This is a genomic window from Pseudomonas sp. MDV22-iso1 (genome assembly GCF_058145095.1).
On record NZ_JBYVMF010000001.1, the window covers coordinates 45,459 to 69,351 of the forward strand.

Consider the following 23,893-nt stretch of genomic DNA (forward strand, 5'->3'; position numbering starts at 1 on the left):
AACGCCTCAGGAGTATTTTCTGTTATTAATTCGGTCCCAACCACCTGCGACGTTACCTCCCCCAGCGCCATCCGCTCGTTTTTGCTGAGTGTAAGTCGTTTTGATACGCCCATAGTTCAAGCTGATCGTTTCGGTTGGGACGCCATCGTTCGCAACTTGCGAGTAATTTGAAATAATCACTTCTTCAAGTGTGATCTCAAAATATTTTAATTTATCTCCGCCCGCCCTGTGTAGGGACAAAACTACTTCTTTAAGGTGCTCGCCTGCACAGCTGGCTTCGATCAGCTTGCAGCTGGATTTGTCCAGAAGCTTGGTAATGGTTAAATCGGTGACGGTCGTTCTACCTGAGGAAGCCCCTCCCGCAGAGCTTGCGGTAGCCGAAGTGCTCTGATGGGTGCCAAAGCTGTAACCTGTAGTTTCTATCCAGTCCTTATGCTGCTCATCCAGAGCTTCACCGGGAATCCCCTCTATCTTCAGGTACGCGTCAAATGCCATTTCCTTTTGTCCTTGTCGTGATAATTATTTAACAGTGAATCATTAGGATCTCGTGGGCTATCGCAGATCTTAAGTGTTAAATAAACTCCCGCCAGTAGTTCGGAAAAATCAGGAAGTGACTGTAGGAAAAAACTTCGTTCCCCCATCTAAAAAAAGCCCCGAAACTAACAAAGCTTCGAGGCCTCTCCATTGCATCCACCGCTTCAAAACGTAGGCGGCGTAATCACCCAAATCACCACCGCATCCACCTCCCCAGGATTGCCGTACCGATGGGGCTCCTGACTGGAAAAACTGAAACTATCTCCCTCACTTAACTGAAAATGCCGTTCCCCCACCCACAACTCAAAAATCCCCGACAGCAAATACCCAGCCTCTTCGCCTTCATGGCTGTAACTTTGCTGGCTGTAAGTGCCGGGCGGAAAACGTGAGTGCAGCATCTCCAATTGCCGGTTCGGTTGCGGTGTCAGTAGTTGATCAACAATCCCGTCTTCGTAATGCACACTCATTCGCGTGTTCTTGCGCACCACGACGCCGTTGTCCTCGGGTGCGGTGTTGGCCTCGCTGGCGAAGAACCACTGGATGGTCACGCCCAGGCTGCGGGCGATATTGAACAGGGCAGGGATGGAGGGGTAAGCCAGGTTGCGTTCCAGCTGGCTGATGTACCCCGCCGTCAGTTCGCTCATTTGCGCCAGTTCAGCCAGGGTCATGCCCCGGCGTTTGCGCAGGCCGCGAATGCGCGTACCCAGGAACTGCGGCTCTGCCGGGGAGCTGTCCTGTGTGGGCGCGCTGCGGGCAGGCGGCATCTTGCTGCTGTTGCTCATGGCGTGCTCCGAACCGGGGTGAGGCTCGCGCGCGAGCCTGCGTGTAAAAGCCCCGGAGTATAAAACAGGCTCAAAGCTCCCAGGCGACTTTCAAACCTTCGTAAATCGCCTCTTCGGCGGTGCGCGGTGCAAGGCAGTCGCCGATGCGCCGAAACTCCACCAGGCCTTGCAGTTCTGCGCCCAGGGTATCGACGGGTTGATGTCCCTGGCAGAGCACCAGTGTGTCGACGTTTTCGAACAGCATCGGCTCGCCGCTGGCGGTGTGCTGCAGGTAAACGGTGTTGTCGTCGCAACCATACAGTCGGGCGTACGGCGTAATCGGAATGCCCAGTTTGTGCAGTTCTCCAGCCAGTTGATCGCGCACATACAGCGGCAGGTTTTCCCCGCAGTGCGTGCCGTTCACCGCGAGTTGCACCTGATGCCCTGCGCGCACCAATCGTTCGGCGATGCCGGGGCCGATCCAGTCGCAACGCCAATCGACCACCACCACCGAACGCCCGATCTGCACCTCATCGCGCAGCACTTGCCAGGCGTCCACCACCTGCAACTCGCCGCCGCGTTCGAAGGCTGGCCAATACGGCTCGGCGCCTGTCGCGACGATCACCATGTCGGGTCGTTCACGCTCCACCAATGCCCGGTCGACACGGGTATTGCGCACGACGCGCACGCCGGCCAGTTCCATCTCCCGCTGCAGGTTGGTGCTGGCGCCGCCGAATTCACTGCGCCGGGGTAGAAGCTGCGCCAGCAGAACCTGGCCACCCAGCTGCGAACTGGCCTCGTAGAGGGTGACGTCGTGCCCACGCTGAGCGGCGACCGCAGCGGCTTTCATCCCGGCAGGTCCGCCGCCGGCAATCATGATGCGTTTACGCTGTCCCGTAGGTTGCCGCTGGCCAAAGATCAGCTCGCGCCCGGTCTCCGGGGCTTGAATGCAGGAGATCGGCAGACCTTTATGGAAGTGGCCGATGCACGCCTGATTGCAGGCGATGCACGCCCGTACATCCTCGACATGTCCAGTGTCGGTCTTGTTGGGCATTTGCGGGTCGCAGATGAGTGCGCGGGTCATGCCGCAGACGTCGGCCTGACCGCGCGCCAGGATCAACTCGGCTTCCTGAGGTTGATTGATGCGTCCGGTGACGAACAGCGGGATCGACAGGCCCGCCTTGAACGTCCCTGCCTCCTTGGCCAGGTACGCAGCTTCGATGGCCATGGGCGGCACGATGTGCACCGCACCACCCAGCGAGGCCGATGTTCCCGCGACGATGTGCACGTAATCCAGCAGCGGTTGCAGCGACTGTACGGCGGCCAGGGATTCGTCCTCGGTCAGCCCTTCGGGATCACGCTCATCGGCGGAGATACGCAGGCCGATGATGAAGTGTTCGTCGGTGCTGGCGCGCACCGACGCAATCACTTCACGCAGGAAACGCAGGCGCTGTTCCAGCTCGCCGTTGTAGTCGTCGGTGCGACGGTTGACCCGCGGGTTGATAAATTGCGCCGGTAGATAACCATGGCTGGCGACCACTTCCACGCCATCGATCCCGGCCTGATAAAGACGTTTCGCCGCTGCACCATAGCCGGCGACGATCTCGTCGATCATCACTTGATCCAGCGCCCGTGGCATCACCCGAAACCGCTCGTTGGGCACTGCTGAAGCGGAGTAGGCCACCGCCAGCAGGCCATCACTGGACTCCATGATTTCACGCCCCGGATGGAACACCTGCGACAGCACCACCGTGCCGTGTTCATGGCAGGTTTGTGCCAGTTTGCGGTAACCCTCGATGCACGCGTCATCGGTGGCCATCAGCACGTGGGAGGTGTAACGGGCGCTGTCATGCACACCGGCCACCTGCAGCACGATCAGCCCGGCACCGCCTTCAGCTCGTGCTTTGTGGTACGCGATCAATTGATCATTCACCAGGTTGTCGGTGGGCATCGAGGTGTCGTGGCCGCTCGACATGATGCGGTTTTTCAGGCGTTTTCCACGCAACTGCAACGGTTCGAAAAGGTGCGCAAAAGCGCTGGACGAGGTCGGCATGGTGCAGGTACTCCAGGCAGGCTGAAGCCGAATGGCCGTTTTTCGGCAATTATTATTTTTCTATAAGAATTTACCGTAAGTAAAAAATCAACAGATTTCTTTACTGATGGACTTCTGGCAGATCAACGGGCAGAAATGCCTGGAGGGGGATGTAATAACGGTGTTACATGGCGTTAATTGACTTACACAGGACGATCAAGCTGACGGTGACGATGAAAGAACCGAGTCATCGACACTCAATGCGTCGGTAAAAATGAAAGTGTCGAACACGATTTTGAAGTATGGCGACCTGCGCCCCTATAACCCGGTGTTCGCAACGCCCGACCTGCGACTGATGCCCATGACCACCCGGGGCATACAGTTGTTAAGTGATGATATCGACAAGGTCAACATCGATATTGGGCATTTTTACTCTACGCGAGGCTACACCAGCACTAACCACGACGGTGGTTTCATGGCCGGTTACGCCGCAGTGGAAGCTGGCGATGTGGACTACGCCGGCTTGACTTACACGCCGGTGGAGGAAGGCAGCGTCGGCTTCTACGCCTCCCGCGCGCAAGACCTGTGGCGCCAGTACTACGTCAACGGAAACTACAGCCTGGCGTTGGATGCCGAACAATCCCTGAGCTTCGACTTCAACCTCTATCGCTCTCTGGACGAGGGCCAGGCCCGTGCCGGGGATATCAACGTCACTGCCTGGTCGTTAGCGAGTGCCTATGCCAACGGTCCACACACCTTCACGCTGTCCTATCAAAAAATACACGGGAGTCAGCCGTTTGATTATTTGATGGCTTCGGACGGCACCTGCATGGACTCTATTTATTTAGCTAACTCTTCGCAGTACGGGGACTTCAACGGCCCCGGAGAACAATCAGTCGGATTGGCGTATGAATATGATTTTGGCTCAACGGGCGTCTTGCATACGACGTTGTCTTTCAAATACATCTACGGGTTCGATATCGATAATGAAAAAGTCGATCCTGATGGTTTGTATGCCTACTTCGCTCATTCGGATAAGCAAATAGAGCGAGATGTTGACCTTAAAACAGTTGTTGAAAGCGGTCCGTTGAAGGATCTGTCGGTTCGAGTGCGGTATGCCGAACACGCTTTTACCGGAGATAGCGTCAGACAACTAAGAATCACCAATGACGCAAAACTCAAGACCCGCTACCTGTTCCAGCATGGCGTGGACACCATCAAGATGGTCGGTACAGGCGCGGTACTGGCCGAAGGGACCGAACCCGGTCAGATGGAAATGACCGAAGACGAAATGCGGGCGGTGGTGCAGGAAGCCAAGGTTCATAAAAGCTATGCCACTGTTAACGCCCATGGCGCCGACGGCATCAAAGCTGCCATTCGCGCAGGGGTGAAATCCGTGGAACATGCTTCGTTACTCGACGACGAAGGCGTCAAGTTGGCCAAGGACAACGAGACCTATCTGGTCATGGACATCTACAACGGTGACTACATCGATAAAGTGGGGCGCGAGGAAAAGTGGCCGGAAGACTACTTGCGTAAAAATACTGAAACCACTGAAGTCCAGCGCGAAGGTTTCCGCAAAGCGGTGAAGGCCGGGGTTAAAATCGCCTATGGCACGGATGCGGGCATTTACCCGCATGGCAAAAATGCCCGGCAGTTTGCCTACATGGTGAAGTACGGCATGACCCCCATGCAGGCGATCCAATCCGCTACCTTGGTTGCCGCCGACTTGCTGAATTGGCAGCAGGACGTAGGCGCCGTGAGTGCCGGTCGATTTGCCGACATGATCGCCGTCGATGGCGATCCGATCGCCGACATCTCAATCCTCGAGAAAACACCGGTGGTCATGAAGGGCGGCGCCATTGTTCCTTCCGATATATTCCCCGAGATGTAAACGGGATCTACATCTGGAGTCGGCGAGGGTAGTTGCTGTACAGTCGTTCAGTTCGTGAACGGCTCGCTCAGGGCTCAACTCTCGCCTCCAGGAACGTCCTCCAATGACACAGGAAGTCCGATTCTCCAGAATGGCGCCAGAACTGCGCAAAACCAATCTCATCGAAGCAACGCTCGTTTGCCTCAAGCGCCATGGCTTTCAGGGCGCCTCCATCCGCAAGATTTCCGCCGAGGCCGGTGTCTCCGTCGGCCTCATCAGTCATCACTATTCCGGCAAAGACGAACTGGTCGCAGAAGCCTATCTGGCGGTGACCGGCCGTGTGATGGGCTTGTTACGCGCCGCGATGGAGCAGGCAGCACCCAATGCCCGCGAGCGTTTTTCGGCCTTCTTCCGGGGCTCGTTTTCCGCAGAACTGCTGGACCCGCAACTGCTCGATGCCTGGCTGGCGTTCTGGGGCGCGGTGAAAACGGCGGAAGCGATCAACCTTGCGCACGAACATTCCTACGGTGAGTACCGCGGCATCCTGCGCAAGGTGCTGAATGAGCTGGCACAGGAGGAGGGCTGGGAAAACTTTGATTCCGACCTGGCGGCCATCAGCCTCAGTGCATTGCTCGACGGCTTGTGGCTGGAATCCGGATTGAACCCCGGCACCTTCACCCCGGAACAGGGCATCCAGATTTGTGAAGCCTGGGTCGATGGATTGCAAGCCGGCGGTCGACAGAGATTTTGCGTCCAGACGACGGGCTGTTGATCGATCGTTCAGCAGTGGATACTCTCTGGCGTCAGTGCAGTAAAAAACTCTAATAAGAAACACGCCTTCGGGCACACGCGGGAACCTAGCGATGACTCCTCGGGTATTGATCGTCGATGACGATCCGCTGATTCGCGAACTGCTGCAGGCCTACCTGTCCCAGGAAGGTTATGAAGTGCATTGCGCCGCCACCGCGGAACTGGCCGAAACCTTTCTGGCGAGCCATTCCGTCGATCTGGTGATGCTCGATATCCGCTTGCCGGGCAAGGACGGCCTGACCCTGACCCGAGAACTGCGGGTTCGCTCCGAGGTCGGGATCATTCTGATCACCGGTCGTAACGATGAAATCGATCGTATCGTCGGCCTTGAGTGCGGCGCCGATGATTACGTGATCAAACCCCTCAATCCACGCGAACTGGTCTCCCGGGCGAAGAACCTCATCCGCCGGGTTCGTCATGCCCATACCCCGCAACCGGTTGCGAGTATTTCCCGGCCGGTGAAACAGTTCGCAGCCTGGGCGCTGGACACCGATCGTCGGCGTCTGATCGACCAGAGTGGCTGCGAAACCCTGCTGACCCACGGCGAGTACCAGCTGCTCAGCGTGTTCCTGCGCAACAGCGGCCATACCCTGAGTCGCGATCAGTTGATGGACCAGATCCGCAACCGTGAATGGGTGCCTAACGACCGTTCCATCGACGTGCTGGTCGGGCGCTTGCGTCGCAAGTTGCACGACGATCCGGCCGAGCCGCAATTGATCATTACCATCCATGGTGCCGGCTATCTGTTCACCGCCAGCGCGGCGGCCTGAGCACGATGCGGCGATTGCTTTTATTGCTGTTGGCGCTGGCGACACACAACGCGATGGCGGTTGAAAAAGTTCGCTACTGCGACTATCCGGTGTACCCACCGATCTCCTGGAGCGACGGCACGCAGGTGCGTGGCGTTGCCCCCAACGTCATCAAGAAACTGTTCGGGGAGTTGGGTTACGAAGTCGAGATACTCGAACTGGATAACTGGAATCGCTGTGTGCTGGACGCTGCCGAAGGCCGGGTCGACGTGGTGCTGATGTACAAAACTGCGGAGCGCGAGCAGAGCATGGTTTTCTCGATGGTGCCGGTGTTGCGCGAAGAGGTCGCCGTGTTCGTCAACCGCCAGCACCCGGTCAGGATCAATCGCCTGGAAGACCTGGCCAACTACCGCGGCGGGTTGCTGTTCGGTGAAAGCTATGGCGTGGTGTTCGACCGCTTCGTCGCCAAACATCAAAACATCGAAAGGGTCTCTGACAGCCGGCAAAATTTCGGAAAACTGATGCGCGCACGCATCGACTTTATCGTCACTGAGCGCCGCACCGGGCAAATGCGGGTAGAGACCTTGCCGGGGGCACAAGACATCGTCGCCTTACCCGAATCCTTCGGCGTGGATTATCTGCGCGTAGCGGTATCACGCCGTTCTCCACTGGCCACCCGAATGCCAGACATCGATGCGCAGTTGCAGCGCATGGTTGCCTCAGGAGAGGTCGATCGTTTGCTGCACGAGAGTGAAGTCACCTACCGCGACATGATTAACCTGCCGGCGAGTTCACCATGATTCAAGCGCGGCCGGTCGGACTTCTGCGGCGTCTCCTGCGGTTTATCCTGTTGTTCAGCCTGTGCTTCACCGTGCTCGCGAGCAGCGTTCAGTTGTACTTCGAATACCGTCGCGAGATGCGTGACATCGACTCGCGAATGGAGCTGATCCGCGCCGGTTACCTGGCCAGTCTCGAACGCAGTCTCTGGGACCTGAACCAGGATCAACTCAACGTGCAATTGCGTGGCCTGGTCGACTTCTCCGACGTGGCGCGCGTTCGTCTGATCAGCCCCGATTTCGATTTGTTGCAGGGGAACCCGAACCCGGTGGGGCCGTTGCGCATCGAGCGTTTTGAGCTGGACTACCAGCCACCGTCGGGACCTTTGCGGCATCTGGGGCAACTGGAAGTCAGCACCGACCTTGGTGCCGTGTATGAACGCCTGTACACCACCGGTTTGACCAGCCTGTTGTGGATGAGCGTGTTTCTGTGCGGATTGGCCGTGACGCTCTCGGGATTGTTTTACCGCTTGGTCACGCGTCATCTGCAAGTGATGGCCGACTTTGCCCGACGCATCGCTGCGGGCGACTGGCACGAGCCGCTGCACCTGGACAAAAAATCGCACCCTGACGAAGACGAAATCGACACCGTGGCCTACGCGCTGGACGACATGCGTCGAGCGATACTCAGCGACATTGCCCGGCGCGAAACCGATCGATTGGCCCTGCAGACCAACCGCGATGAACTGCAGCGCAGGGTCGAGCGCCGCACCGCCAGCCTGATGCGCGCCAAGGACGAAGCGGAAGCGGCCAACCTCGCCAAATCGCGTTTCCTCGCGACCATGAGCCACGAATTGCGCACACCGCTCAACGGCATTCTTGGCATGGCCGAATTGCTGCGCGACGCCCGTCTGGACGAGCGCGACGGCAAACGTCTGGATGCGTTGTACAAGGCTGGCGAAGGGTTGCTGTCGATCCTCAACGAGGTGCTGTATTTCGCCCGGCTGGAAGAGGGTGAAAGCCATCCCGAGCCGGTCAATTTTTCCCTGCGACAATTGCTCGATGAAGTGTTGACGCTGCTTGAGCCACGGGCATCGAGCAACGACACGATGCTGCAATGCCGGGTCGATCCACAGGTGGCGGACCGACATCTTGGGGCCGAGCAATTCCTGCGTCAGGTGCTCAGTAACTTGCTGGCGAATGCGATCAAGTTCACCGAAGGCGGCGAGGTCACGGTGGAGGTCATCCTGCTGCCTGCCGTTTCTGATCACGCTGCTCAGTGGCTACGCGTGAGCGTGACCGACAACGGCATTGGCATCGCGCCGGCGATGCAGGAAAAGATCTTCGAACGCTTCACCCAGGCCAGTGAAGAAGTCGCGCAACGCTTCGGCGGCACCGGGCTCGGGCTGGCGATCAGCAAGCACCTGGTGGAGCAGTTGGGCGGGCGGATCGGCGTTGACAGTGAAGTCGGGCGGGGCAGCTGTTTCTGGTTTGAACTGGCGTTGCAACCTACCGCTGCGGCGGCCAGTGTGAAGTTGAGCAGCGTCCCGGGCCGCGCGCTGAACATTCTGGTGGTCGAGGACGTGGCGCTGAACCGCGAAGTGGTCAACGGATTGTTGCAGCGGGACGGGCATCAGGTCTGGTTCGCCGAAGAAGCCCGGCAGGCACTGACGCTATGCACCGCGCAGAGGTTCGATTTGATCCTGCTCGACGTGCATTTGCCTGGCATCAGTGGCGTCGAGTTGTGCAAACAGCTGCGCAGTGAAGACGGGCCCAATCGTCACAGCCGAATCTTCGCCCTGACCGCCAGCGTACAGCCGGCCCTGGTGCGCGGCTACCTGGATGCCGGCATGGACGCCATCCTCGCCAAACCGCTGAAGCTCGACAATCTGCGTCAGGCATTGTCCGGTCAATTGCCGTTGCCGTTGCCGGTGCCGCAACGTGATGACGACGCGATGGATTGGCCGCTGCTGGACACGCATCGCACCTTGCTCGGAGAACAGAAACTCCTGGGCTTGCTGGAGGTGTTGCGCGACTCGATCAAGCAGCACAGCGAAGCACTGACGGAAGCCATTGATGCCGGCGATTGCACCGAAGTCGCGCACCTGGCGCACCGGTTAGCCGGCAGCAGTGATTCACTTGGATTCCGCGCATTGGCCAACGTACTGCGAGCGCTGGAGGAGGCCGCGCTAATCAATGACGAAGCGGCGTTGCGAGTGCTGGCACCGCAGGTTCATGAGCAACTGCGGCACTCCCGCCAGACCTTGGGCGAACTGTTACACGCCTGACGTACAAGTTTGTTACGACTTTTTACATCTTTGATCCTTGCGTTCAACTCCAGCTTACATGGTCTTCCAATAATCGATGGCAACCGCCGCAAGCGCGGTCTTCGAAGCTTATTGGAGATAATAATAATGAAACGCCGTAATGCTGACTCTTCCCCGCGCCGTGACGTCCTGTCATTCGCCATGCACCTCGTCAAATACTGAGGTGCCGATATGAGCAAACCTATCGAACGCGAAGGCATTCATCTCACCCGAGCCCTGAAAAGCCGGCATATTTTCATGTTGTCGCTGGGCGGCGTGATCGGCACCGGATTGTTCATGGGGTCTGGCGTCATCATCAATCAAAGCGGCCCGGTGGGCGCGATTCTGGCTTATCTGGTCGCCGGTTTCCTGATGTACCTGGTGATGGTTTGCCTGGGCGAGCTGTCCGTGCAAATGCCGGTGTCGGGATCCTTCCAGACCCACGCCACCAAATTCATCGGACCGGCCACAGGCTTCATGATCGGCTGGGTGTACTGGATGAGCTGGGCCACCACCGTCGGCCTGGAATTCACCGCCGCTGGCATGTTGATGCAGCGCTGGTTTCCGGACATCCCGATCTGGTACTGGTCAGCATTGTTCGTGGCAGTGTTGTTCGGCCTGAACGCGCTGGCGACCCGTGCCTTCGGTGAGGCGGAGTACTGGTTCTCCGGCATCAAGGTTGCGGCGATTCTCGGGTTCATCGTGGTCGGTATTCTGGTGATCTTCGGCGCTATTCCGTTGACCAGCGGCGCACCGGCGCCTCTGTTGACGAACCTGGTGGGTGACTCGCTGTTCCCCCACGGCCTTTCAGCGGTGTTCGCGGTGATGATGACCGTGGTCTACGCGTTCCAGGGCTGCGAAATCATGGGCGTGGCGGCTGGCGAAACCGATCAGCCGGAAAAAAGCATTCCCCGCGCGGTCCGCAATGTCGTGTTTCGTGTACTGATTTTCTATGTGCTGGCCATTGTGGTGCTCTCGGCCATTGTGCCGTGGGAGCAGGCGGGGCTGATGGAGAGTCCGTTCGTGCAGGTGTTCGACATGGTCGGCATTCCGTACGCCGCCGACTTGATGAACTTCGTGATCCTTACCGCGATTCTGTCGGTCGGTAACTCGGGTCTGTATGCCTCGACGCGCATTTTGTGGGCCATGTCGAAAACCGGCATGGCGCCAAGAGGCCTGTCGACGTTGAGCAAACGTGGCGTGCCATTGCGGGCGCTGAGCATCACCCTGTGCTTCGCGCTCGTGTCACTGATGACCAGCTTCATCGCGGCGGACACGTTGTTCATGGTGTTGATGGCGGTCAGTGGCATGTCGGGCACCGTGACCTGGATCGTCATCGCTCTGGCGCAGTACAAGTTCCGCAAAGCCTTCCTGCGTGATGGCGGCAAACTCAGCGACCTGAAATACCGTGCGCCGTTGTTCCCGCTGATTCCGCTGACGTGCATTGCACTGTGCTGCTCGCTGTTTGTGTTCCTGGCACTGGATGAGACGCAACGTCCTTCGCTGTATTGGGGCTTTGGTTTCATTATGGTCTGCTACAGCGCTTACTTCCTGATCTACCGAAAACGCCAGGGCGTGCTAGCGCCGAGCTTGCCGTCCGTGTAACTGCGCGGGGCAAACTGAAAAACGCGACGGGTGACCGTCGCGTTTTTTTATGCCCGCCAATCGCCCCCGGCGCTCCAGGGGGTATCGGGGTATCGGATGAATTGTGGAGTTCGGAAAAGCCCTCGGTGTACCCAGTTGTTCAAAGTTGTAACAAACCCATCCCTGTCTTCGCGTTAAGAAACAAAAAATCCTTAAAAAACAGAAAGATAAGTGGTTTTCGCGTCTGTTACAGCCATTCATCCCCCCAATTGCCGCCTTACTGAACACTCGTTTAGTATGGCCCCAAGTCGCATCACCTCATTCCAATCAAAATAATTCGAGGACTCGCAATGACTACTCAACCTTCTCTGCTCAGCCAGGTCGAAGCAGGCGTTGCCTGGATCACCCTCAATCGCACCGCTCAGCGCAATGCGCTGGACATCCCGACCCTGAAAAACCTCCACGCCCTGCTCGACGAATTCAACGCCGACCCTGCCGTGCGTGTTGTCGTATTGACCGGCAGTGGCCGCAGTTTCTGTGCCGGTGCCGACCTCGCTGAATGGGCCGAAGCCGAAGCCCGTGGCGCGCTCGAAAGCTACGGCTGGACCGAAACCGCCCACGCCCTGATGAGCCGCCTGTACAGCCTGGAAAAACCGACCATCGCCGCAATCAATGGCACCGCTGTGGGCGCCGGCATGGACCTGACGCTGTGCTGCGACCTGCGCATCGCTGCGCAATCGGCACGCTTCAAGGCCGGCTACACCAGCATGGCGTACTCCCCGGACGCCGGTGCCAGCTGGCACCTGCCTCGGTTGATCGGCACTGAGCAAGCCAAGCGCCTGCTGTTTCTCGATGAGTTGTGGGGGGCAGACCGCGCCCTGGCGACCGGACTCGTCGGTGAAGTGTGCGCCGACGAGCAACTGCTCGACGTCACCGGTGAGTTGGCAACCCGCCTGGCCAACGGCCCGACCTTCGCCTTCGTCCAGACCAAAAAACTCATGCGCGAAGGCGCCCAGCGCAGCCTGCCGGAACAACTGCAAGCCGAGCTCGCCGCCGGCCTGCTCTGCGGTCGCAGCGAGGACGGTGCCGAGGCCTTGCGCGCTTCCGTGGAAAAACGCCCGGCCCGGTTTGTCGGTCGATAAAACCGCTTCTGCCTTGCACCTCTAACCCGCACACGAACAACAGGTAGCACCCATGAATTTCCAACTGACCCAAGAACAAGAAATGTTGGTGGACGCAGTACGCAGCTTCGTCGCCAAGGAACTGCTGCCTCACGAAGATGCGGTTGATCGTGCCGACGAAGTCTCACCGGAATTGGCGGCCGAGATCCGCGGCAAGGCCATCGCCGCCGGATTCTATGCCTTCAACATGCCGGAAGAAGTCGGCGGTGGTGGTCTCGATTACCTGTCCCAGGCGCTGATCGAGCGAGAGCTGTCCAAGGTCTCATGGGCGCTGCACGTGTTCGTCGCACGTCCTTCAAAAATCCTCATGGCGTGCACCGGCAGCCAGATTGGCGACTACCTGCTGCCGTGTATTCAAGGCGAGAAAATCGACTGCTTTGCGCTCACCGAACCGGGTGCCGGTTCCGATGCGAATGCGATCAAAACCCGTGCCGTGCGCGACGGTGATGACTTCGTTTTGAACGGCAGCAAGCATTTCATCAGCCACGCTGGCCACGCCGATTTCGCCATCGTTTTCGCGGTCACCGACACCTACGAACACAATGGCAAAAAACGCAACGCCGTGACCTCGTTCCTGGTGGATCGCGACACGCCGGGCATGACCATTCGCCGTGGCCCCAAGTGCGTGAGCAACCGCGGTTACCACACCTTCGAAATGTTCTTCGACGACTGCCGCGTACCCGCGAGCAAAGTCCTGGGTGAAGTCGGCAAGGGCTGGGAAGTGGCCAATGCCTGGCTGACGGCAGGGCGCGTGATGGTCGCCGCCAACTGCGTCGGCCAGGCCCAACGGGCACTCGACGTGTCGCTGCAATGGGCGGCGGACCGCAAGCAGTTCGGCCAGCCGATCGGTACCTACCAGGGCATCTCGTTCAAGCTCGCGGACATGGCCACGCAGATTCGTGCGGCTGAGCTTCTGACCCTGCACACCGCCTGGAAAATGGACCAGGGCACGATGACCGACGGCGAGGCCGGCATGGCCAAATTGTTCGCCAGTGAAGTGCTCGGCCGCGCGGCTGATGAGGCGGTGCAGATCTTCGGCGGCATGGGCCTGATGGATGAAGGACCGGTGGAACGCATCTGGCGTAACGCGCGGATCGAGCGGATCTGGGAAGGCACCTCGGAAATCCAGCGTCACATCATTTCCCGCGAGCTACTGCGGCCGCTGCTGCGCTGATCGGCCTGGAGAACAAGCATGTCGCAGACTATTCGTGAAAACCTCAAACGCCTGCTCGCGCCGCGCCACCTGGCGTTCGTCGGTGGCCGCAGCATGGCGCGCGCGCTCAAGCGTTGCGCCGAAGGTGGCTACCAGGGACAAATGTGGCTGGTGAATCCGCAGCATGAAAGCCTCGAAGGTGTGCCCTGTGTGCCCGGCATTGACGCGCTGCCCTGTGGCCCGGACGCTGTGTTCATCGCCACCAATCGCGAGCTGACCCTGACCGCCGTGGCGCAGCTGGCGGCAAGAGGCGCTGGCGGTGTGATCTGCTACGCCTCCGGGTTTGCCGAGACCGGAGCAGAAGGCCAGGCCCTGCAGCAACAGTTGCTCGAGGCGGCCGGCGACATGGCCCTGCTCGGTCCCAACTGCTACGGCTTGCTCGACTACTTGCACAGCTCGGCGTTATGGCCGGTGGCCCACGGCGGCAAGCCGGTGGAGAAGGGTGTCGCCGTGCTGACCCAGAGCGGCAACTTTGCCTACAACCTGTCCATGAGCGACCGCTCGCTGCCGGTTGCGTACATGGCATCGGTCGGTAATCAGGCACAACTGGGCGTCGCTGAATTGATGGACGTGTTGCTCGACGAACCTCGGGTCACCGCCATCGGCCTGCACATGGAAGGGCTGAAAAACGTTCCGGGATTTGCCCGGGCCGCGCACAAGGCGCTGGAAAAGGGCATTCCGATTATTGCCCTGAAAACCGGTGTGTCGCAGATCGGCGCCGAACTCGCCCTCAGCCACACCAGTTCGCTGTCCGGTTCCGATGCGCTGTACGACAGCCTTTTCGCGCGTCTTGGCGTGATCCGCGTCAGTGGTCCGGTGAGCTTTGTCGAAACGCTCAAGGCTGCTGCGTGCGGAAAATTACCCTCGGGCAATAGCCTGATTGCACTGGCCTGTTCCGGTGGCGACGCCGGGCTGATTGCCGACTATGCCGAACGCAACGACCTGACGTTGCCCAAGCTCGATGAAGGTCAGCGCGAAGAGCTTGCCCAGGTGCTGCCGAGCTACGCCAATCTGGTCAATCCGCTGGATTTCACCACGGCGATCTGGGGTGACGGCGAAGCGCTGAACCGCATGCTCGACAGCGCCCTGCGCACCGAAGCCGATGCGGCCATGCTGGTGCTCGATTACCCGACGGAGTCCACCGGTGAACGCAAGGAATGCGACCTGCTGCTGGAGCTTTACTGCGCCGCGCTGGTCCGTCACGGCAAGACCGGTTTTGTCACCTCGGCCTTCCCTGAATTGCTGCCGGCCAGCGCGCGTGAATTGCTGCATGCCCGAGGCGTCGCTGCGCTGCAAGGTGTGGAAGACGGCTTGACCGCCTGGGGACTGATCGCCGGTTATCAGCGCAACCGTGAGGCGCTGCTCGCGCTGGGCGAATCGGCACTCGTGCCGCTGTGCCCCCAGGCGCTGGAAGGGGAGGGCCGCTTGCTCAACGAGTGGGATTCCAAACAGGCGCTGCGCGCCTTCGGCCTGCCGACCCCCAAAGGTGTACTGAGCACGCCGGCAAAGGCACTCACCGACGCCAACGCGTTGGGTTACCCGCTGGTGCTCAAAGCCGTCAGCGCGCAGTTGCCGCACAAAACCGAAGCCGGTGCCGTCGCGCTCAATTTGAAGGATGGCGCAGCCCTGACCGACGCGCTGGAAACGATGCGCGCGAGCATCGCCGATTACGCGCCGCAGTTGCCCTTTGATCAGGTGTTGCTGGAACCCATGGCTTCAGCACCACTGGCTGAGTTGATCGTCGGTATCAAGCGCGAAAATGACTTCGGCCTGGCGCTCGTGATCGGCGCTGGCGGCATTCTGGTGGAACTGCTCAAGGACAGTCGCAGCCTGCTGCTGCCGACCACCGATGGCGCTATTCGCGCTGCGTTGCTGAGCCTGCGCAGTGCCGCATTGCTGCAGGGTTTTCGCGGTCGTGAAGCGGCTGACCTGGAGGCGCTGGTCGCGGCCATTCGCTCGGTGGCCGATTACGCCTGTGAGAACGCCGATCAATTGCTGGAACTCGATGTGAACCCATTGTTGGTCGGTGCCCATGGCACGACTGCGGTCGACGCGTTGATTCGCCTTGGCCACGAGTGAGGATATGAACATGCAAACCACGACATTGACCGGCGGCCAGGCCCTGGTCCGTCTGCTGGCCAACTACGGCGTCGACACCGTGTTCGGCATTCCCGGCGTGCACACGCTGGAACTGTATCGCGGCCTGCCGGGCAGCGGCATTCGCCACGTCCTGACCCGCCATGAACAAGGCGCCAGTTTCATGGCCGATGGGTATGCCCGCGTCAGTGGCAAACCGGGGGTGTGCTTCATCATCACCGGGCCGGGCGTGACCAACGCTGCGACCGGTATCGGCCAGGCGTACGCCGACTCGATTCCGATGCTGGTGATCTCCAGCGTCAACCACACGGCCAGCCTCGGAAAAGGCTGGGGGTGCCTGCACGAAACTCAGGATCAGCGCGCCATGACTGCGCCGATCACGGCGTTCTCGGCGGTTGCGTTTAGCGCCGAGGACCTGCCCGAACTGATCGCCCGCGCCTACGCCGTGTTCGACAGCGAACGCCCGCGTCCGGTGCACATCTCGGTGCCGCTGGACGTGCTGTCGGCACACGTGGCCCGCGACTGGAGTAACGACGTCGTACGCCGTCCGGGTCGTGGCCCGGCGTCGACCCGCGCATTGGACGAGGCCGTCGCCACGCTGCAAAACGCCAAACGGCCGATGATCATCGCCGGTGGTGGCGCACTCAATGCGGCGCAGGAACTGCAGGCACTGAGCACCCAATTGGCCGCGCCATTGTTCACCAGCGTTGCAGGCAAAGGCCTGCTGCCACCGGACGCGCCGCTCAACGCCGGCTCGTCCCTGTGCGTGGAACCCGGCTGGAGCCTGATCGCCGAAGCCGATGTGGTGTTGGCAGTCGGTACTGAAATGGCCGATACCGATTTCTGGCGCGAGCGCTTGCCGCTCAACGCCCAACTGCTGCGTGTGGACATCGACCCGCGCAAGTTCAACGACTTCTACCCTTGCGCGGTGGCGCTGCAAGGCGATGCGCAGCAGACCCTCGCGGGCTTGCTCGAGCGCCTGCCATCCGCCCCTCGTGATGCCACGGCGGCAATTGAAGCGGTCACCCAACTGCGTGAAGCCGTCAAAAACGGCCACGGCGCTTTGCAGTCGATTCACCAGGCCATTCTCGAGCGCATCGCTGCCGAGTTGCCGGTCAATGCCTTCATCAGCACCGACATGACCCAGCTGGCCTACACCGGCAATTACGCCTTCGACAGCCTGGCGCCCCGCAGCTGGTTACACCCGACCGGCTATGGCACCTTGGGTTATGGCCTGCCCGCCGGTATCGGCGCCAAGTTCGGTGCGCCAACGCGACCTGGCCTGGTACTGGTCGGCGACGGTGGTTTCCTCTACACCGCGCAGGAACTGGCGACGGCGGTCGAGGAACTGGACAGCCCGCTGGTGGTGCTGCTGTGGAACAACGACGCCCTGGGGCAGATTCGCGACGACATGCTGGGCCTGGACATCGAGCCGATCGGCGTGCTGCCACGCAATCCGGACTTTGCCGCCCTGGGTCGCGCGTTCGGTTGCACCGTGACCCAGCCGCAAAGCCTGGCCGAACTGCAAACCGATTTGCGCCATGGCTTCAAGCGTAACGGCGTCACGCTGATCGAACTCAAGCATGCCTGTGCGCATTGATTCCCATTTTTCGGCGCTTTTCAAAAGGAGCAGGCCATGCGCTTTTCCGATCTGACACAACGAATCTCCGGTGACGGTGCTGCCGCGTGGGACATTCATTACCGCGCCCTGGCGCTGCAGGAGCAGGGCGAAGACATCCTGCTGCTGTCGGTGGGCGATCCGGATTTCGACACCCCGGTGCCGATCGTTCAGGCCGCCATCGACAGCTTGTTGAACGGCAACACTCACTACGCCGATGTCCGTGGCAAACGTGCCCTGCGTGAAAGCATCGCCCGGCGTCATCAGCAGCGCAGCGGTCAGGCCGTATCGGCCGATGAAGTCACGGTGTTGGCCGGTGCCCAATGCGCACTGTTCTGCGTCGCCCAGTGCGTGCTCAACCCCGGGGACGAAGTGATCGTCGCCGAGCCGATGTACGTGACTTATGAAGCGGTGTTCGGGGCATGCGGGGCGGTGGTGATTCCGGTGCCGGTGCGTCCGGAAAATGGCTTTCGGGTGCTGCCCGAAGACGTCGCGGCGCGCATCACCCCGCGCACCCGCGCCCTGGCGCTGAACAGCCCGCACAACCCGTCGGGTGCCAGCCTCCCGGGAAGCACGTGGCAGGCCCTGGCCGAACTGTGCATCGCCCACGACCTGTGGCTGATTTCCGATGAGGTCTATAGCGAATTGTTGTTCGAGGGTGAGCACGTCAGTCCGGCCAGTTTGCCGGGCATGGCTGAACGCACCGCGACGCTCAACAGCCTGTCGAAATCCCATGCCATGACCGGTTGGCGCGTGGGTTGGGTGGTCGCGCCGCCAGCGCTTTCCACCCACCTGGAAAACCTCGCGCTGTGCATGTTGTACGGCTCACCGGACTTCATCCAGGACGCCGCTATCGTGGCGCTGGACAGCCAGCTTCCAGAACTCGACGCCATGCGTGAAGCCTATCGCCAGCGCCGCGACCTGGTCTGCGAAAGCCTCGCCGATTGCCCAGGGCTGCGGGCCTTGAAACCTGATGGCGGGATGTTCGTGATGGTCGACATTCGTGACACCGGGCTTAGCGCTCAGGCCTTCGCCAATCGCCTGCTCGACCGGCATGGCGTCTCGGTGCTGGCCGGTGAAGCGTTCGGCCCCAGTGCTGCCGGGCATATTCGCTTGGGGCTGGTGGTCAACGCGCAAGCCTTGAGTGATGCCTGCCAGCGCATCGCACGTTGTGCCAGTGAACTGATGGAGACGCCGATTTATGCATGACTACACCACACTGTTTATCGATGGCCGCTGGCAGACCCCGTCGGGGCAAGGTATCGCCGAGGTCATCAACCCGGCCACCGAGGCCGTCGCAGGCTCGGTGCCGCTGGGCGATGAACGCGATGTCGACCACGCGGTGGCCGCCGCCCGTCGCGCCTTTGCTTCATGGTCGCGCACGCCTTCGAGCGTGCGTGCCGGCTACATTCGCGCCCTCGCCGAGCAACTGCGTCAACGCGCCGACGAGATGGCCTCGGTGATCACCGCCGAACTGGGGATGCCGGTGCAATGGTGCCGTTCGGTTCAGGTCGACGGGCCGATCGAAGGGCTTGAGCAATACATCGAACTCGCCGGCCTGATGGACGACGTTCGCGAGGTCGGCAACTCGTTGGTGATTCGCGAAGCGGTGGGCGTGTGCGCGTTCATCAACCCGTGGAATTACCCGCTGCACCAGTTGATCGGCAAACTCGCCCCGGCACTCGCCGCCGGTTGCACCGTGGTGGTCAAACCCAGTCAGGAAACCCCGTTGCACGCGTTCTTGCTGGCGCAGATGATTGAAGCGATCGGCTTGCCGGCGGGCGTGTTCAACCTGGTCAGCGGGCCCGGTTCGAAGGTCGGTGAAGCCCTGGCCAAACACCCGGACGTGGACATGGTGTCGTTCACCGGCTCCACCGGCGCGGGCGTACGGGTGGCGCAAGCCGCGGCACCCTCGGTCAAGCGCGTGTGCCTGGAACTGGGTGGCAAGTCGGCGCTGCTGATTGCCGAGGACGCCGACCTGGCCGCCGCCGTGCGCTACGGCGTGCAGGACGTGATGATCAACTCCGGGCAGACCTGCACCGCGTTGACCCGCATGTTGCTGCCGGCCAGTCGCTACGCCGAAGCCGTGGAACTGGCGATTGCCGAAACCCAAAGCCTGCGCATGGGCGATCCGCTGGACCCGCAAAGTTTCCTCGGACCGATGTGTTCGGCGGCCCAACGGCGCACGGTACTCGACTACATCCAGACCGGTCTTCAGGAAGGCGCGCGATTAGTGTGCGGTGGCGAAGCGGCGCAGGAGTTCGAGCGCGGTTTCTATGTCAGCCCGACCGTGTTTGCGGATGTCGACAACCGCATGCGCATCGCCCAGGAAGAAATCTTCGGCCCGGTGCTGTGCCTGATTCCCTACGACGACGAAGCGCAGGCGATCGAGATCGCCAACGATTCACCGTTCGGCCTGTCCAGCGGGGTCTGGGCCGGCAGTCATGAACGGGCCTTGAACCTGGGGCGGCAACTGCGCGCGGGACAGTGCTTTCTCAATGGCGCGGCGTTCAATTATCAAGCGCCGTTCGGTGGCTACAAACAATCGGGCAATGGCCGTGAATGGGGGGAGGAAGGGCTCAACGAATTCGTCGAAGTGAAGGCGATTCAGGTGTGAGTCCTGATGAGGTAAACGATTGATGCACCGGGCCATGGCCCGGTGCTTTGCGTGGTTTCGAACCGATATTTCATTACTTTTGGCAGCGTTTGATCAGGGGCAATGCAATGAGCGATAACAACAACAAAATTACTCAAGCGAACCAGACTTTCAGTTTTCCTCGCAGAGACTTCTTGAGGTACAGCGCCACTGCAGTAGCAGTCGCCGGGGCGTTTTCCATGGGCTTGCCAATGGGCGCCTTCGCCGCAGAAGCCACACCAAAACCGGGCGGCGTCTTGCGCCTTGGCCTGGCCGGTGGCAGCACCACCGACTCCCGGGATCCCGGCACCTGGGTCGATACCTTCACCTTCGTCGGCTTCTCCGCGATCTATAACACCCTCACCGAAATCGCCGTGGACGGCACGGCAATCCCGGAACTGGCCGAGAGCTGGACCTCGACCCCGGACGCTCGCATCTGGACCTTCAAGTTGCGTCCGGGCGTGACCTTCCACAACGGCAAAACGCTGACGGCCGAGGATGTCGTTGCCTCGATCCAGCATCACCTCGGTGAAAAATCCACGTCCGCCGCCAAGACCGTGTTGGGCGACGTCGCCAAGGTCAGCGCCCAAGGCGCCGACAGCGTGGTGTTCGAACTGCATTCGGGCAACGCGGACTTCTCATACGTGGTCGCCGATTACCATCTGGTGATCATGCCGAGCAAAGACGGTGTGCCGGATTGGCAGGCCGGCATCGGAACCGGTGGCTATCGCCTCAAGGATTTCGAACCGGGTGTGCGCATGGGCCTGGAGCGCAGCCCCGACTACTGGAAACCCGGCCGCGCACACTTCGCCAGTGCCGAGCTGCTTGCGATTGCCGACGGCGCCGCACGCATCAATGCGCTGGTGACCGGGCAGGTCGACGTGATCAACAAGGTCGACTTGAAAACCGTGGCATTGCTCAAGCGCAACCCCAATCTGGTGATCGAAGAAACCAAAGGCGCCCAGCACTACACCTTCCCGATGTTGTGCGACGCCCAGCAGTTCAAGGACAACAATATCCGCATGGCCATGAAGCACGCCGTCAACCGCGAAACGCTGCTGGCGTCGGTGTTGTATGGCTATGGCCTGGTGGGTAACGATCACCCGATCCAGCCCGGTAGCCGTTTCATCAACACGGCGCTGGAGCAGCGGACCTACGACCCGGACAAGTCGCGTTTCTATTTGCGCCAGGCCGGGGTCGATTCTCTGAAAGTTCGCTTGCAGGCCTCCGACGCCGCCTACTCCGGCGCGGTGGATGCGTCAGTCCTGTTCAAGGAGCAGGCGCGCCAGGCAGGGATCGATATCGATGTGGTCCGCGAACCCGTCGATGGCTACTTCTCCAACGTCTGGATGAAACAGCCGTTCACCACTTCGTTCTGGTACAGCAGCCTGACCGCCGACCGCATGTTCAGCATCGGCTACGCCAGGGGGGCCGCCTGGAACGAAACGCACTGGGACAACCCGCGCTTCAACCAGTTGCTCAACGCTGCCAGGGGCGAATTGAACGACCCACTGCGTCGCGAGATGTACAACGAGATGCAGTCGTTGTGCCGGGATGACGGCGGGGCGATCGTGCCGTTGTTCGCCAGCTCGGTGGCGGCGCGCTCCAACCGCGTCGCCCACGGCAGCCAGACCGCGCCGTACGGTGAACTGGACGGCTTGCGCGTCATCGAGCGCTGGTGGCAGGCGTAAAGCTGTCGCTATTGCGGTAATTCCGAGCTGCTACCGCAGGTGGAATTACCGCAAGTCTCATGTAGCAGCTGGCGAAGCCTGCGTTCGGCTGCTAAGCAGTCGTGAAATCAGGGCCCGCGGTGTTTCAGGTCAATCGAGCAAGCAGGTATTACGCCTGCTTCGCAGCCGGACGCAGGCTTCGCCAGCTGCTACAGGTTTGCGCAAGGCGTAAATGCCTGCTTGCTCCAACGAGGAACTGTGCAGTGAACAGTATTTTCAAGTTGCTATTACAACGTCTGGCACTCGGCCTGCTATCGCTGTTCGCGGTATCGGTCATCATTTTCCTGGCCGTCGGCATGCTCCCGGGAGACATCGCCCAGGCCATGCTCGGCCAGTCCGCCACGCCGGAAACCGTCGCGGCCTATCGCACTCAACTGGGGCTGGACCTCCCGCCGCTCACCCGCTTCGGGCACTGGATATGGAACGTGGTGCAAGGTGACCTCGGCGTCTCCCTGGCCAATCAACGGCCCATCGCCGATCTCGTCGCTTCGCGCCTGGGCAACACCTTCAGCCTGGCCCTGTTGGCCGCGCTGGTTTCAGTGCCGCTGGCTTTGTTGCTGGGCATGCTCGCAGCGCTCTATCGCAACAGCTGGTTCGACCGCGTGCTCAACACCTCGGCCCTGAGCGCGGTGTCGTTTCCCGAGTTCTTCGTTGCCTATCTGCTGATCCTGGTGTTCGCGGTGAAGCTCAACTGGTTTCCGAGTATCTCCAACCTCGCACCCGACGCCTCACTGGGCACGATACTGGAGCGCTCGGTATTGCCGGTCGCCACCCTGAGCCTGGTAGTGATTGCGCAGATGATGCGCATGACACGCGCCTCGTTGATCAACCTGTTGGCCAGCCCTTACATCGAGATGGCGCGGCTCAAAGGCATCAGCCAGTCACGCATCATCTTCCGTCACGCTTTACCCAATGCCCTGGCGCCTATCGTCAACGTGGTAGCGCTGAACCTCGCGTACCTGGTGGTCGGCGTGGTGGTGGTCGAAGTGGTGTTCGTCTATCCGGGCCTCGGCCAACTGCTGGTGGACTCGGTGGCCAAGCGCGACATTCCGGTGGTTCAGGCGTGCAGCCTGATTTTCGCCGCGACCTACATCCTGCTCAACACCTCCGCCGATGTGCTGTCCATCGCCAGCAACCCACGCCTGATGCATCCGAAGGGGTAGTACATGAGCCTGCTCAAACAGATATTCCGGGCGCCTGTGAGCGCCAAGTTCGGCCTGCTGGTCATCGTCCTGTACATCCTCGTCGCGCTGTTCGCCCCGGTACTGGCGCCTTATGGCGAAACCCAGGTAGTGGGCGAAGGTTTTGCGCCCTGGAGCAGCCAGTTCCTGCTGGGCACCGACAACCTCGGTCGCGACATGTTGAGCCGCCTGCTCTACGGTGCGCGCAACACCCTCGGCATCGCCTTCCTGACCACGACGCTGGCGTTCCTGCTCGGTGGCTTGAGCGGGTTGATCGCAGCGATCAAGGGCGGTTGGGTGGATCAGGGATTGTCGCGGGTGGTGGACATCCTGATGGCGATTCCGCAATTGATCTTCGCCTTGCTGATCCTCAGCGTGGTCGGCACTACCGCCACGTCGCTGGTGCTGGTGATTGCCCTGCTGGACGCCACTCGGGTGTTCCGCCTGTCACGGGCGGTGGCGATGAACGTGGTGGTGCAGGATTTCGTCGAAGCCGCGCGCCTGCGGGGTGAAGGTCTGTGGTGGCTGGTGACGCGCGAAGTGTTGCCCAATGCCGCCGCCCCCTTGATTGCCGAATTCGGCCTGCGATTCTGCTTTGTGTTCTTGTTCATCAGTGCGCTGTCCTTTCTCGGCCTGGGTATTCAACCGCCGACCGCCGATTGGGGCAGCATGGTGCGCGACAACGCGGTGCTGATCACCTTCGGCGACATCAGTCCATTGCTGCCAGCCCTGGCGGTGGCGTTGATCACGGTCAGCGTGAACTTCGTCGTCGACTGGATGCTGCATAAATCCAGCGGCCTCAAGGAGTGCTGA

At 60.6% G+C, this 23,893-nt stretch carries 18 protein-coding genes and 1 pseudogene; 16 read left to right on the forward strand and 3 right to left on the reverse strand.

What is annotated here, in order from left to right:
- Window positions 1-6: 6 nt before the first annotated feature.
- From AC3ZVB_RS00210 to AC3ZVB_RS00220, 3 genes are all read right to left on the reverse strand, one after another.
- Window positions 7-495, reverse strand: a complete 489-nt coding sequence (locus AC3ZVB_RS00210; RefSeq protein WP_162439476.1) for an Hcp family type VI secretion system effector — start codon at window positions 493-495, stop codon at window positions 7-9.
- A 203-nt stretch (window positions 496-698) separates the two neighbouring features.
- Window positions 699-1,298, reverse strand: coding sequence for a cupin domain-containing protein (locus AC3ZVB_RS00215; protein WP_162439485.1), 600 nt, complete (start codon window positions 1,296-1,298; stop codon window positions 699-701).
- Window positions 1,299-1,386: 88 nt separating this feature from the next.
- Window positions 1,387-3,348 (reverse strand): oxidoreductase, encoded by a 1,962-nt coding sequence (locus AC3ZVB_RS00220; RefSeq protein WP_490145480.1) that lies wholly within the window; start codon window positions 3,346-3,348, stop codon window positions 1,387-1,389.
- A gap of 223 nt (window positions 3,349-3,571) precedes the next feature.
- On the opposite strand from AC3ZVB_RS00220, the pseudogene AC3ZVB_RS00225 reads away from it, so the two are divergent.
- The 16 genes and pseudogenes from AC3ZVB_RS00225 to AC3ZVB_RS00300 form a co-directional block, all read left to right on the forward strand.
- Window positions 3,572-4,453 (forward strand): annotated as a pseudogene (locus AC3ZVB_RS00225) (OprD family outer membrane porin); the annotation flags it as partial.
- 81 nt (window positions 4,454-4,534) lie between these two features.
- The gene (locus AC3ZVB_RS00230; RefSeq protein ID WP_490145677.1) at window positions 4,535-5,221 is read left to right on the forward strand and encodes a metal-dependent hydrolase family protein; all 687 of its coding nucleotides are present in this window, start codon (window positions 4,535-4,537) and stop codon (window positions 5,219-5,221) included.
- Window positions 5,222-5,324: 103 nt separating this feature from the next.
- Window positions 5,325-5,972, forward strand: a complete 648-nt coding sequence (locus AC3ZVB_RS00235; protein ID WP_162439479.1) for a TetR family transcriptional regulator C-terminal domain-containing protein — start codon at window positions 5,325-5,327, stop codon at window positions 5,970-5,972.
- Between the two features lie 91 nt (window positions 5,973-6,063).
- Entirely contained in the window at window positions 6,064-6,780 is a 717-nt protein-coding gene (locus AC3ZVB_RS00240; RefSeq protein ID WP_162439480.1) for a response regulator, read from the forward strand.
- 5 nt (window positions 6,781-6,785) lie between these two features.
- Window positions 6,786-7,559: a substrate-binding periplasmic protein gene (locus AC3ZVB_RS00245; protein WP_490145481.1), complete on the forward strand. Its 774-nt coding sequence runs from the start codon at window positions 6,786-6,788 to the stop codon at window positions 7,557-7,559.
- Window positions 7,556-9,823: an ATP-binding protein gene (locus tag AC3ZVB_RS00250; protein WP_490145482.1), complete on the forward strand. Its 2,268-nt coding sequence runs from the start codon at window positions 7,556-7,558 to the stop codon at window positions 9,821-9,823. Before AC3ZVB_RS00245 ends, AC3ZVB_RS00250 begins: the two co-directional genes overlap by 4 nt.
- A gap of 210 nt (window positions 9,824-10,033) precedes the next feature.
- Complete coding sequence (locus tag AC3ZVB_RS00255; protein WP_162439483.1) at window positions 10,034-11,446, forward strand: amino acid permease; 1,413 nt, start codon at window positions 10,034-10,036, stop codon at window positions 11,444-11,446.
- Window positions 11,447-11,775: 329 nt separating this feature from the next.
- The gene (locus tag AC3ZVB_RS00260) at window positions 11,776-12,567 is read left to right on the forward strand and encodes an enoyl-CoA hydratase/isomerase family protein (protein WP_194690747.1); all 792 of its coding nucleotides are present in this window, start codon (window positions 11,776-11,778) and stop codon (window positions 12,565-12,567) included.
- Window positions 12,568-12,619: 52 nt separating this feature from the next.
- On the forward strand, window positions 12,620-13,780 hold the full coding sequence (locus AC3ZVB_RS00265; protein ID WP_194690746.1) for an acyl-CoA dehydrogenase family protein: 1,161 nt from the start codon (window positions 12,620-12,622) through the stop codon (window positions 13,778-13,780).
- A gap of 18 nt (window positions 13,781-13,798) precedes the next feature.
- Window positions 13,799-15,898: an acetate--CoA ligase family protein gene (locus tag AC3ZVB_RS00270; protein ID WP_490145483.1), complete on the forward strand. Its 2,100-nt coding sequence runs from the start codon at window positions 13,799-13,801 to the stop codon at window positions 15,896-15,898.
- Between the two features lie 10 nt (window positions 15,899-15,908).
- Window positions 15,909-17,516 carry a 5-guanidino-2-oxopentanoate decarboxylase gene (locus tag AC3ZVB_RS00275; RefSeq protein WP_490145678.1) on the forward strand — a complete coding sequence of 536 codons (1,608 nt, stop codon included), beginning with the start codon at window positions 15,909-15,911 and terminating at the stop codon, window positions 17,514-17,516.
- Window positions 17,517-17,552: 36 nt separating this feature from the next.
- A complete protein-coding gene (locus tag AC3ZVB_RS00280) occupies window positions 17,553-18,743 on the forward strand; it encodes a pyridoxal phosphate-dependent aminotransferase (RefSeq protein ID WP_490145484.1) in 1,191 nt (396 codons plus the stop codon).
- Complete coding sequence (locus AC3ZVB_RS00285) at window positions 18,736-20,151, forward strand: aldehyde dehydrogenase family protein (RefSeq protein ID WP_490145485.1); 1,416 nt, start codon at window positions 18,736-18,738, stop codon at window positions 20,149-20,151. The genes AC3ZVB_RS00280 and AC3ZVB_RS00285 overlap by 8 nt, the downstream gene beginning before the upstream one ends.
- Window positions 20,152-20,258: 107 nt before the next feature.
- Window positions 20,259-21,860, forward strand: coding sequence for an ABC transporter substrate-binding protein (locus tag AC3ZVB_RS00290; protein WP_490145486.1), 1,602 nt, complete (start codon window positions 20,259-20,261; stop codon window positions 21,858-21,860).
- 242 nt (window positions 21,861-22,102) lie between these two features.
- Complete coding sequence (locus tag AC3ZVB_RS00295) at window positions 22,103-23,062, forward strand: ABC transporter permease (protein ID WP_194690742.1); 960 nt, start codon at window positions 22,103-22,105, stop codon at window positions 23,060-23,062.
- A gap of 3 nt (window positions 23,063-23,065) precedes the next feature.
- Window positions 23,066-23,893 carry an ABC transporter permease gene (locus AC3ZVB_RS00300; RefSeq protein ID WP_162436948.1) on the forward strand — a complete coding sequence of 276 codons (828 nt, stop codon included), beginning with the start codon at window positions 23,066-23,068 and terminating at the stop codon, window positions 23,891-23,893.